Source organism: Pseudomonas sp. TWI923 (assembly GCF_039673365.1).
Lineage (GTDB): Bacteria > Pseudomonadota > Gammaproteobacteria > Pseudomonadales > Pseudomonadaceae > Aquipseudomonas > Aquipseudomonas sichuanensis.
The window spans coordinates 1-12062 of record NZ_JBDJLM010000106.1; the positions used below are offsets into that span (position 1 = coordinate 1).

At 67.0% G+C, this 12062-nt stretch carries 6 protein-coding genes; all 6 read right to left on the reverse strand.

Annotated features, from left to right (window positions below; all coding sequences use genetic code 11):
* Positions 1 to 245 precede the first annotated feature (245 nt).
* Positions 246 to 704, reverse strand: coding sequence for an OmpA family protein (locus ABE459_RS24220; protein WP_258706647.1), 459 nt, complete (start codon positions 702 to 704; stop codon positions 246 to 248).
* Between the two features lie 38 nt (positions 705 to 742).
* Complete coding sequence (locus tag ABE459_RS24225) at positions 743 to 2023, reverse strand: diguanylate cyclase (RefSeq protein WP_258705151.1); 1281 nt, start codon at positions 2021 to 2023, stop codon at positions 743 to 745.
* Entirely contained in the window at positions 2020 to 2595 is a 576-nt protein-coding gene (locus ABE459_RS24230) for a YfiR family protein (RefSeq protein ID WP_323833936.1), read from the reverse strand. Before ABE459_RS24230 ends, ABE459_RS24225 begins: the two co-directional genes overlap by 4 nt.
* Positions 2596 to 2663: 68 nt before the next feature.
* Positions 2664 to 4739, reverse strand: a complete 2076-nt coding sequence (gene recD / locus ABE459_RS24235; protein ID WP_323833934.1) for an exodeoxyribonuclease V subunit alpha — start codon at positions 4737 to 4739, stop codon at positions 2664 to 2666.
* Positions 4736 to 8407, reverse strand: coding sequence for an exodeoxyribonuclease V subunit beta (gene recB / locus ABE459_RS24240; protein ID WP_323833932.1), 3672 nt, complete (start codon positions 8405 to 8407; stop codon positions 4736 to 4738). Before recB ends, recD begins: the two co-directional genes overlap by 4 nt.
* Positions 8404 to 11886, reverse strand: a complete 3483-nt coding sequence (recC, locus tag ABE459_RS24245) for an exodeoxyribonuclease V subunit gamma (protein ID WP_323833930.1) — start codon at positions 11884 to 11886, stop codon at positions 8404 to 8406. The genes recB and recC overlap by 4 nt, the downstream gene beginning before the upstream one ends.
* Positions 11887 to 12062: the final 176 nt, after the last annotated feature.

The following is a 12062-nucleotide window of genomic DNA, read 5'->3' on the forward strand; positions in this document are numbered from 1 at the left end:
GCAGCTTGGACTTTGTATTCTCTTGAATAAGATTTACGCACTGATTTTGCCTCCAATTGGGCGCCATCATAGCGCCCGATGAAGGTGTCCAAAATCATTAGGCCAGTTCAAACCCGCTCCCACAGGGATCGCGCAGCTGTTTGAGTAGCGAGCAAGACAGTTGCTCCCACGTGAGTTTGCCGATGTCTGCGTGGGAGCGACGGTTCGCCGCTGCGACTTGCCCCGCGATAGGTATCACGCAGTGTTCAGTCCGACGCCACCACAATCGACACCCGGCGATTCTCCATGCGCCCGGCGCTGGTGCGGTTGTCGGCCACCGGCTGGCTGCTGCCCAGGCCGCGGGTCTGGATGTTCTGCGGCTGCATGCCGATGCCGACCAGCGCCTTGGCCACGCTCTGGGCGCGGCGTTCGGACAGCTGCTGGTTATAGGCAGCCTTGCCCGAGGCATCGGCGTGGCCGTCGATGCGCACGCGCTGGATATCCACCGACAGCAGAGCCTTGCCGATGCGCTCGACGATGTCCTCGCTCTGGCGGTTGAGGCCGTCCAGGTCGCTGCCGAACAGCACCTTGCCAGACAGGTCGAAGGCCCAGCCCTCATCGACAGGGGCAAAGCCTTCGCGCTTGAGCACGGCCACCTGCTCCGCAGTCAGGCCTTTGGGCGGTACGCTCTGGCAGCCGCCGAGGGCGAGCAGGGCCAGGGCCATGGCGAACAACGGCAAACGCAGTGATAACAAACGGTCGATCACGGTTCAGCTCCTGTGCTTTTTACATCCGTGGCGCAGCGTTCCGTCTGCGCCACTTGCCAATGGCCACGGCGCTTGCGCTTGGCCTGGTACATCGCCGCATCGGCGGCATTGAGCAGACTGGCCGGGTCGTGGCCGTCGTCCGGGTAATAGGCGATACCGACACTGAGCGAGCTGGTGATGCGGGTGCCATCCTCCAGCAGGATCGGCAGCTGCATGCTGGCGATGATCTTTTCGGCGATGCGCTGGGCATCTTCACGCGCCGGCAGCGGCGCCAGCAGCACGGCGAACTCGTCGCCGCCCAGGCGCGCCACCAGGTCATGCTCACGCAATTGCGCGCGCACCCGGCTGGCGATGGTGATCAGCACTTCGTCACCCACGGCATGGCCGAGGCTGTCGTTGATCTGCTTGAAATGGTCACTGTCGAGGAACAGCAGGGCCAGGCGCTCGCCCTGGCGCTCGGCACTGCGCAGGCTGCGGTTCAAGCGGCCCTCGAAGAAGGCGCGGTTGGGCAGCCCGGTGAGGCTGTCGTGGCTGGCCTGGTGGGCGAGGGTTTCGTTTTCGCTTTGCAGGTGGCTGTGCCAGACCTCCAGTTCGTCGAGCAAGGCATTGAAGTCATTGCCCAGTTCGTTGAGTTCGGCGATCTGGGTTTGCGGCACGCGCCGGTCGAAACTGCGTTCGCGGCGCGCTGCGTGGGCCACGCTGGCCAGGTGGCGCAACGGGCGGATGATGTCGGCGAACAGCCGGCGCGACAGGTACAACGCCAGTACCGCACTGAGCACCGTGCACAGCAGGATCCCCACCAGGCCACTGAGCAGGAAGCGCAACAGGCTGCCGCCCTGGCCGACCAGTTCGACATGCCCGACCTTCTGGCCCTTGTGCTGCACCGGCAAGTTGACCGGCTGCTCCAGCAGGGTCCGCGCCACCTGGCTTTGCAGCCGCGCCATCAGGGTTCGGTCGTCGCGCTGCCAGTGGGCGAGCAGCTTGCCATCGTTATCGAAAACCTTGGCCTCGGCCACCTCTTCGGTCGCGGCGATCAGCGCCAGTGCCTCGTTGGCCGCTGGGCTGTCGTCGAACACCACGGCGGCTTCGACGGTGTAGTTGATGGAGCGGGCGATCAAATGCAGGTTGTGGTTGGCATAGACGCGCAAGGCGGCCACCCCGAGCAGGGTCACCAGCACCCCGGCCAAGCCGGCGGCGAGCAGGGCAATGCCCAGGTGGCCACGCCCCAGCGCCGCTCGCAGGGTCGGCCGGGGCATGCGCTGGTCAGGGCCGCTCATGGCTGCGCCGCCCGCCGCCGCGACAACTGCAGCACGCTGGGGTGGATGCGCACGCCGCTGCGCGCCACCGAGTCGAGGTTGACGTCGAATGCCACCTGCTGATCGCTGACACGCAGGCAGAACAGGCTGCCCACGGTACAGGGGTCGTCGGCTTCGGTGATGCTCAGCACCGGGTGACCGCTGATTGACTGGAACAGGCGATCACGCTCGCCGGGGTCGAGCTTGCCGATGTAAACGGCGTCACAGGCACTGGCCAGGCTGGCATTGCCGGCCAGCAGGCGGCGCACCTGCAGTGGCTGCCCGGAACTCTGCGCAGTGCCTTTGATCAGGTCGTCGGCGTATTCGGTGGGGCCGACCAGGCACAGGCGCAGGGGGTTGGGTTCGGCGGGCCAGCGGGCATAGCTGAGGATGCCCAGCACCACCTGGGTCACTGCCTTGGCCCGTTGCTGCGCCTGCGCGCTCGGCTCGCCAGCCAGCGCCTGGGCACACACGCCGGTCAGCAATAGCGTGGCCATCAGCAGCGAGCGCGCGCAATCCTTCACCCGCCTCAAGACCGAGACAGCCACTGTCATGTGGGAAATCTCTCAAAAAGTTGCCAGATAGTGCCGCAACGATAGCACAGCAACGTGGTACGCCCGTATCACAGTTGTTCCAGCATCAGCCCCGAAACCCGTCGAACCCTGCGCAACACAGCCTCCTCGAACACGCCACTGCGGGGCTCGATCAGGCTGAAGCAGTGCTTGGCCCGTGTGATGCCGGTGTACACCAGCTCCTTGGTCAGCACCGGGTTGAGTGCGTCGGGCAGCACCAGCGCGGTGTGGCTGAACTCCGAGCCCTGGGACTTGTGCACGGTCATGGCGAACACGGTTTCCACCTCGCTCAGGCGGCTGGGCAGGACGAAACGCACCCCGCCACTGCCGTCGTTACGCGGGAAGGCCACGCGCAGCGGGGCCTGGCCCTGGTCATCGGGCAGGCGCAGGGCAATGCCGATATCACCGTTCATCAGGCCGAGGCCGTAGTCGTTGCGGGTTACCAGTACCGGGCGCCCTTCGTACCACAGCTGCTGGCTGTCGATCAGCCCGGCATTGTGCAACACCCGCTCCACCCGCTGGTTCAGGCCTTCCACGCCCCAGGCGCCCTTGCGCACCGCGCACAGCAGCTGGAAGTCCTCAAAACGGCTGAGCACTTCGCCGGCCCACTGTTCCCAGCGCGGATCCTCTGCCGGGGTGCCCGGCGGCGGGCGCAGGCGGCCGATGTTGCGCAGGTAGCTGCGATAGCCCTGCGGGCCTTCGGCGCCGCGGTTGAGGCCTTCGAGCAGCAGGCGGTCGAAGCGCTTGTCGTGCTCGCCGCCGAGGGTCAGGCAGAAGACGTCATCGGGCTTGCTGGCCAGCAGCGCGCGGGCCTCGGGGGCCTGCTGGCGGTTGACCAGCCGTGCCAGCTGGCCAATGCCGCTGCCTTCACCGAAACGCCGGGAATGGCGCAGCATGACGATCTGCTGGGCCAGTGGGTTGCGCGGGCTTTCGCCCGGCTTCAGGCCGCTGTTGGCCAGCGATTGGCCGCCGATCTGCTCCAGCCAGGCCAGGGTCTGCGGCCAGTAGCAGCCGTCCTCGGCGTCGCGGCACAGGTCGCCCAGCACCGCACCCGCCTCCACCGAGGCCAGCTGGTCCTTGTCGCCCAGCAATACCAGCCGTGCATTGGGGGGCAACGCGTCGAGCAGGTTGGCCATCATTTCCAGGTCGATCATCGACGCCTCGTCGATCACCAGCACATCCAGTGGCAACAGATTGCCTGCGTTGTGCCGGAAGTGGCGCGAGCCCGGGCGGCTGCCGAGCAGGCGGTGCACGGTACTGACGTCGGTGGGGATCTGCGCGCGCACCGCGCTGTCGACCTGCAACCGCTCGACCTGCTGGCCGATGGACTCGGTCAAGCGCGCCGCTGCCTTGCCGGTGGGCGCCGCCAGGCGAATGCGCAGGGGCCGGCCCTGCTCTACCGCCGGTGCCTGCAGCAGGGCCAACAGGCGCACCACCGTGGTGGTCTTGCCGGTACCGGGGCCGCCGGTGATGACGCTGAAACCGGCACGGGTGGCCAGGGCGCAGGCAAGTTTCTGCCAGTCCACTTCACTGCCGGGGGCACCGCCTTCGAACAGCTGCGCCAGGCGCGCCGACAGGTCTGCCTGCAAGGGCTGCTGACGGGCCAGGCGCTCGTGCAAGGCGCCGTCGATGCGCCGCTCATAAGCCCAGTAGCGGCGCAGGTACAAACGTTCACCGCTGAGCACCAATGGGCGCGTGTGCTGTGCGCGGCTGCCGCCTGCTGCCAGCAAGGGGCTTTGGTCGATGCGCTGCAACCAGGTGTTCAGGTCGAGGCTGGCCAGCAACTGCGAAGGCAGCAGCAGCGGCCCGGCCAGGGCATCGCCTTCCGGCGGCAGCGACAGGGCGAAGTCCGGCTCGGCCAGGGTCTGGGCAAGGTCGAGGCAGACATGGCCGTGGCCCAGTTGGTGGCTGGCCAGCGCCGCCGCCAGCAGTACCAATGGATCGCTGCCTGGGGCGAGCTCTTCGAGGAAGCCGACGAAAGCCCGGTCCAGCGCACGCAGCCAGCCACGCTCCACCCAGCGGTCGAGCAGGGCCAGCAGGTCGTGGCTGTCGTGCAGCGGCGCCAGGGCACTCAGGTGCTCGGCCTGCAGTGGGGTCGGTAGAAGGTCGTTGAGACTGCGGCTCATGGCGTGGCTCCAGCAAACAGATCCTGCTGCGCGGGCGCGTGCTCGCCACGGAACAGCGCATCAAGGGCTTCGATCAGCGCGCGTGGCGGCCGGGCGTGATACAGGCCATGGCCGGCCGAGTGGGTGCCGCGCAGGAAGATGAACAGGGCACCGCCGACATGGCGGTCGTAGTCGTAGTCGGGCAGGCGTGCGCGCAACTGTCGGTGCAGGGCCAGCAGGTAGAGCACGTACTGCAGGTCGTAGCGGTGCTCGAGGATCGCCTGCTCCATGGCCAGTGCGCCATAGGCCTGGGCGTCGGGGCCGAGCCAGTTGGATTTGTAGTCGGCCAGGTAGTAGCGCCCGTCCAGCTCGAAAGCCAGGTCGATGAAGCCTTTGAACATACCATTGAGCTGGGTCGGCTGCAGCGCCGGGCGCGCGGCGCCGTCATGGGTATGGCGAACCACCAGTTGGTCGAGGCGCACGGCATCGACCTGATGGCTGGCAAACCAGAATTCCATCTCGATCTGGTACTGGCTCAGCGCCGCCAGTTGCAGGGTAGCGCCCTGCAGCGGCATGGGCTGCACCAGCATCTGCTGCAGCCACTGGCTGAGCGTGGGGATCCAGCCGGCCCAGTCGCGACGGTTGCAGCGCCGGCCCACGGTGCGCTCGATCAGCTCGGGCTGGCTGCTCACGGCGGCGAAGCCTTCCAGGCCGGCCCATTCGAGCAGGCCATGGAGGAAGGTGCCGGGGTTGGGGCCACGGGGAAAGCGGTGGATATCACCGGACTCGGCCGGCACTTCGCGCAGCAGCTGGCTGTCCAGCGCTTCGTCGTCCAGCAGTTGCTGGGCCTGGGAGCTGTCGGCGATGAGCGTTTGATCGCCGACGCGCAGCGCACTGTAGGAGGCGATCCACCACTGCTCGGCGGCGGCCCGTCGAGGTTTGCGTGCCGGCAACAGTTCACTGTCGTTCGCCGGGGTACGGTAGCTTTGCTCGTCTGCCTCGGGCAGCGGCCCACTGATGATGGCCGGGCTGTTCGCTCCCAGTGCCTGCAGCCACTCGCCCAGTTGGCTGGAGGCCGTCAGTGGCAGGCCGCCACCGAGCAGGTAACCCAGGGCCGAGCGGTGCAGCTGCGAGCTGCGCTGGGTGCCGCGCTTGAGGTCGGCGACACCCAGCCAGCAACCGTGCTGGGCGCGGGTCAGGGCGACATAGAGCAGGCGCAGGTCTTCTGCCAGGCGCTCGTCGTCGGCACGTTCGACTTGCTGCGCATCGGGGGTGAGCGTGAGGTGCGCGATGCCGTCGTCGTCATGCCAGGACAGCGGCAGGCGTGAGCCATCCACCGGCTTGCTGGTGCAGATGAACGGCAGGTACACCAGGGGGTATTCCAGGCCTTTGGACTTGTGGATGGTCACCACCTTGACCAACTGCTCGTCGCTTTCCAGGCGCAGGATCTGCTCCTCGCCGGCCTGCCCGGCGTTGGCCAGGTGCTCGGCCAGGTGGCGGATCAATGCCTGCTCGCCATCCAGCTCGCCGGCCGCCTGCTGCAGCAGTTCGGCCAGGTGCAGCAGATTGGTCAGCACCCGCTCGCCGTCGGTGCGCGCCATCAGGCTGCGCGGCAGCTGGAAGTCGTGCAGCAGGCGGCGCAGCATCGGCAATACGCCTTGGCGCTGCCAGATCTCGCGGTAACGGCGAAAGCGCATGACCCAGTCTTCCCAGACCCGCTCGTCCTGGTTCAGGCGCTCCAGTTCGATCAGCGGCAGGCCGAGGGTCAGGCTGGCCAGGGCGGCCTTGAGCGTGCGCTCGGCGTCCGGCTCGGCGCAGGCCTTGAGCCAGGCCAGCAGGTCGTGGGCTTCCTGGGCGGCGAACACTGAATCTTTGTCCGACAGATAGACGCTGCGCACCCCGCGGGCCGCCAGTTCGGCACGGACCAACTGCGCTTCGCGACCGTCGCGCACGAGGATGGCGATATCGGACGGCAGGCACGGGCGCAGTGCGCCGTCACTGCCGGCAAAGCCACTGACGCCCTGCTGGCCGCCGTTGAGCACGGCCACGATATGGCTGGCGCAACTGGCGGCCAGGCGTTGGCGGTACAGGGTGTTGGACACTGGCTCGTCACTTTGCAGATGCCAGCAGTGCAACGCCGCAGTGGGCTGGCCGTCGATCAGCAACTGTTCACTGCGGCCTTTGGCGCGGACCTCGACGAAGGGCAAGGGGTTGTCGCCATGGGCGCGGAACAGGAAGGCGCCACGGCCTTGAGCACGCGCCTCGGCCTGCAGGAAGACACGGTTCACGGCCGCGACCATGGCTTGGCTTGAGCGGTAGTTGGTGTCCAGGCTGTGCAGGCGCCCGGCGGTGGCGCGGCGGGCGGCCAGGTAGGTGAAGATGTCGGCGCCGCGGAAGGCGTAGATCGCCTGCTTGGGGTCGCCGATCATGAACAGGCCGGTGTGCGGGTTGTTCTCGGTGATGCGATAGATGCGCTCGAAGATGCCGTATTGCACCGGGTCGGTGTCCTGGAATTCGTCGATCAGCGCTACCGGGAACTGCTCGCGGATCAACCCGGCCAGGCGCTCGCCGGACTCGCTGGCCAGCGCATGCTGCAGGCGCAGCAGCATGTCGTCGAAGCCCATTTCGGCGCGGCGGCGCTTTTCCACTTCGAAGCGCGCCGAGACCCAGGCGGCGGCATGCTCCAGCACGCGCACCTCGGGGCTGGCGAGCCCCTGCAATTGCTCGCGCAGGGTTTGCATGGCGTGCAGGGCTGGATGGCTCGGCGGCTCGCCGACCTTCCACGCCTCGGCCATGCCGTCGGGGGTCAGGCGGGTGAAGCCGGTGCCCAGGTCGAGGTCCATGGCTTGATCGTCGCCAGCCCAGGCCTTGAGCTTGTCGAACCAGGGCTCGAAATAGCGCGCCTGAAGCTTGCGACCGTCGGCCTGCTTGGCGGCCACGGCGTCGCGGCAGATCTGCTGCAGCTCATCGGCCCAGGCGGCCCATGGCGCCTTGAGCTGGCGCAGCTGCTCGTTGCGCTCGCGCAGGGTCGTTTCGATCAGTTGTTGCGGGTCTTGGTCGTGCTGTTCGCTGCGCACCCGGCCGAACAAGGGCCGGATGCGGGGCAGCAGTGCATCGGGGCTGCCCCAGTTGCCGCGCACCCAGGCAAGGGACTCGCCGCGCATGCCGTAGCAGAAGCGCCGCCAGTAGTCGCGCATGACCTGGCCGAGCAGCTCGCTGTGGTCGGTTTCCAGGCTTTGGGTGAACAGGCTGCCACTGTCGAAGGCGTGCTCGCGCAACATGCGCTGGCACCAGCCGTGGATGGTCGATACCGCGGCCTCGTCCATCCACTGCACGGCGATCTCCAGGCGGCTGGCACAGCGTGGCCAATGCTCCTGTGGATACTCGTCGCGCAGCTGCTGCAGCAGCGGGTCGGCGTCGTCCAGCTCGCTGCGGAAAAACCGGCCCGCCTCGGCCAGGCGAGCGCGGATGCGTTCGCGCAGCTCTTTGGTGGCGGCGTCGGTGAAGGTCACTACGAGGATCTGCGGGGGCAGCAGCTCGCGGGCAAAGCCCTGCTCGCCGCCGTGGCCGAGGATTAGCCGCAGGTACAGCGCCGATATGGTGAAGGTCTTGCCGGTGCCGGCACTGGCTTCGATCAGCTGGCTGCCGTGCAGGGGGAAACTCAAGGCCAGCGGGCGGGCTTGGCTCATTGGGCGCTCTCCGGGTTGCCGAGGGTCTGCCAGGGCGCTGCGAACAGGGGGCGGTACAGGGCTTCGCACCAGCCTTCGAAGGTTTCATCCAGCACCAGCGCGGCGAAGTCGTGGTACTGGCGGGCCAGGGCGAGGCTTTCGCTGCGCTCGCCGTGGCTGATCAGGCCGTCACCTTCGTAGGCGCGGGCGGCAGCGGCAAGCGCCTTGTCCGGGTCTTCCTGGGCCAGCCAGGCGAAAGCGGTCTTGGCCGCGACAGGCAGGGGCGCGTTCATGCCGGCCTGGCGCGCCACCAGCAGTTCGCCCAGGCGTTCGGCGGCCTGGCCTTGCGGTAACGGCGCCAGGAGCAGAGTCAGGTCGCTGGCCACCAGGGCGCTGTGCAACGGGTAGCCCGAGGCGCAGGCGGCCAGGTGCATGACCCAGGCCGGGATCAGCCGGTGCCACTTGAGGTTGTTGCGCCCGGCGCTGAGGGTGTTGGGCACGGTGGCGATGCTCAGCAGGCTCTGGTCGTCGGCCTGGTAGACCCGGCCCAGCCAGCCCTCGAGGCGGTGCAGGCCGTGTTCGAAGTGGATCGGCAAGGCGCCTTCCACCAGCGTTGGCCAGCGCTGCAGCAATTGCCCGTGGCGTTGCAGCAGGTCTGGCAGGGGCTGGATCAGCTCGGTCTGCAACGCCTCGCCGAACCCGGCCAGCGGCAGCAGGCCGCAGGCTTGCAGGCGGCGGGCCTGGGCCTGCAGCGCCTGCTCGGGGTTGTCCGGCTCGGCCAGGGCGGCACCCAGCAGGCTTTCACTCAGGCCATAGCGTTGCAGGGCGTCGAGGGCGAAGGGTTCTTCGTCCGGCGTGGGTGCTTCCAGGGCTTCGAAGTAGACTTTCAGGCGCTGGCTGAAGAAGTGCCTGACGGGATGGCGCAAAAAATCCTGCAACTGCATCAGGCTCAATGGCTCATCGCTGCTGTAGGGCAGCAACGGGGCATGGGCTGCCTGGGCCTCTGCGGCGTCCTGATGCAGGACCAGCCACTCATGGGCAAAGCTGAACAGTGGGCTGCCTTTCTGGAAATAGCGCTGGCTGAACGGTTGCAGCGGGTGCTCCTGGGTCAGGGCATGCAGCAGTTGTTGCCCGGCATCGTCCTTCTGCCCTGGTTTGGCGTTGGCCAGTTGCCAGCCGGCGGCCAGATGATCGCGCAACTGCCCGATCAGCACTGAAGCTGGGCGCTCGCTGTTGTCGCGGATGCTGCGCCCGACCCAGCTGACGTACAGTTGGTCACGCGCCGACAGCAGCGCTTCGAGCAACAGGTAGCGGTCATCCTCGCGGCGCGAACGGTCGCCCGGGCGGTAGTCGCTGGCCATCAGGTCGAAGTCCAGCGGTGGCTGCGCGCGCGGGTAGTCGCCGTCGTTCATGCCCAGCAGGCAGACCACCCGGAACGGGATGGCGCGCATGGGCATCAAGGTGCAGAAGTTCACTGAACCGGCGAGGAAGCGCTGGGACAATTTGCCCTGGTCGAGGCCCGACAACCACGCCTCGCGAACCACGGTGAGCGGTAGCAGGTCTTGCAGGCTGACCGCCTCGCAGGTTTCCAGCCAGGTGTCGCGCAGGTCCTGGAGCTGCACCAGCAGCAGTTCGTCGTGCTCGTTTTCGGCCAGGAAGAAGATCTGCAGCAGCGCATGCAGGCGCTCGCCCCATTGCGTGGCCGTGGCCGGCTGCGAAAGTGCCTGGCAGGCTATGTCCAGGGCGTCGAGCAAGGCAACCAGCGGCCCGATCAGGGCGGCATCGAGCCCGCCGATCTCGTCGTAGGGCTCGATGCCATCGCAGCCCTCGCCTACGCCAACCGCGTACCCCAGCAGCATTCGGCGCAGGCCGAAACGCCAGCTGTTCTGCTCCAGGCCCTCGGGCAACCCGAGGGTGGCGCGTTGCCGGGCGCTAAGGCCCCAGCGAATGCCGGCGCCTTCGATCCAGCGGTGCAAGGTGGGCAGGTCGCTTTCTTCGATCGCAAAGCGGGCGCGCACTGCCGGTACGTCCAGCAGGTCGAGTACCTCACTCACGGCAAAACGGCTGTCGGGCAGCTTCAGCAAATGTTCGAGAGCGATCAGCAAGGGATCGCGGCCGCGTTGGCCTTGGTCGGTCAGGGTGAACGGGATATAGCGTGGGTCGCTGCGCTCCAGCTGGCCGAACACCGCGCGAATGTGCGGGGCATAGGTGTCGATGGCCGGGAGCATGACGATGATGTCGCGCGGGCGCAGGCTGGGGTCGGCACTGAAGCGAGCCAACAGCTGGTCGTGCAGGATCTCGACTTCGCGCTGGGGGCTGTGGGCCACATGGAAGCGCACGGAGCGGTCCTTGGCAGGGTCCACCTGGGGCCATTGCTCGCGGGTTTCGGCCAGGGGGCGAAGTTCGAGGATGTCGTCCTGCAGCTGGTTGAGCAGGTTCTTGGGGTCACCGTCGCTGAACAGGTCGATGCGGCCATCGCTGAACACGGATTGATAGCTGCCGGGGTCGTCGTAGCTGTCAAGCAGGTTGATGTAGTCACGGCCCTGCTTGCCCCAGGCGGCCAGCAGCGGGTGCGCATGCTGGTGCAGCAGCTCGTCGTCCAGTTGCATGGGCATGCCTTGCTTGCGCTGCTGGCGTTTGTACTGGTGGCGCAGCAGGTCCTTGTCGGCAACGATGTCGCCCCAGTGGTGGCGGCAGGGGTTGTGCACGCACAGCAGTACCTGGCTGAAGCGTGCCAGACCGGCCATGGCCTCGAGGATCTGTGCCGGCAGCGATGAGATGCCGAACACGATCAATCGCGCGGGCAGGCCAGCGGGCGCTTGCTCCAGGCTATTGATACGTTCGATGAAGCGCTGGTGCACACCGGCGCGGCTCTGGGCCATGCCCTCTTCGCCTACGTCTTCGAGCAGGATTCGCCACAGCTCGGCCTGCCAACGGTTGCCGGCAGCCAGCGGCTTGCGTTCACCACGCGCAGTGTTGAGCACATGGTGCCCGGCAGCCCAGTCCTTGAGCCAGTCGGCACGGTAGACCTGGTATTGGTCGAACAGGTCGGCCAGGCGCTCGGCCAGCTGATAGCGTTTGCGCAGGTCGCTGTCGTCGGTGAGGAAGCGGCGCAGGGGCTCGAAGTGCGGGCGCTCGATGACCTCCGGCAGCAGGCGCATGAGGCGCCAGGTCAGGGGGGCTTTGTCGAGCAGCGACACTTCGGGGATTTCATCGCGGCCCAGCACCCCTCGGTACAGTTGCCACATGAAGCTGCCGGGCAGTTGCACGTCGATCGCGGCAGCGATGCCGCAGCCGCCTTGGTCGTCGTCCTGTGGGTCCTCGGCCAGCGCCAGTTTCAACCACTGGGCGATACCGTTGCTTTGAACCAGGGCGATTTCGTTTTCCAGCGGTGCCAAGGGGAAGCGGCGCATCACACTCACCACCAGATTGCGCAGGTCATCCAGGCGATTGCCCTGGACGATCATGAAACCTGGGTGCAGTGAGGTCGTGCTGGCCATTGGGCGCTCTCGTGAAGGCGGGCGAATATGGGGGGGAACCATATCACGGGGTTGATCTTTTCCGATCCGGAAAAGACAAAACCCCTACCTGCATGCGCAGATAGGGGTTTTGCGAAATGAATCTTGACGATGACCTACTCTCACATGGGGAAACCCCACACTACCATCGGCGATGC

Excerpts from the sequence above, each read along its gene's own strand:
- recC (WP_323833930.1), bottom strand. The coding sequence starts at position 11,886 with ATGGCCAGCACGACCTCACTGCACCCAGGTTTCATGATCGTCCAGGGC.
- ABE459_RS24225 (WP_258705151.1), bottom strand. The coding sequence starts at position 2,023 with ATGAGCGGCCCTGACCAGCGCATGCCCCGGCCGACCCTGCGAGCGGCG.
- ABE459_RS24220 (WP_258706647.1), bottom strand. The coding sequence starts at position 704 with ATGGCCCTGGCCCTGCTCGCCCTCGGCGGCTGCCAGAGCGTACCGCCC.
- recD (WP_323833934.1), bottom strand. The coding sequence starts at position 4,739 with ATGAGCCGCAGTCTCAACGACCTTCTACCGACCCCACTGCAGGCCGAG.
- recB (WP_323833932.1), bottom strand. The coding sequence starts at position 8,407 with ATGAGCCAAGCCCGCCCGCTGGCCTTGAGTTTCCCCCTGCACGGCAGC.
- ABE459_RS24230 (WP_323833936.1), bottom strand. The coding sequence starts at position 2,595 with ATGACAGTGGCTGTCTCGGTCTTGAGGCGGGTGAAGGATTGCGCGCGC.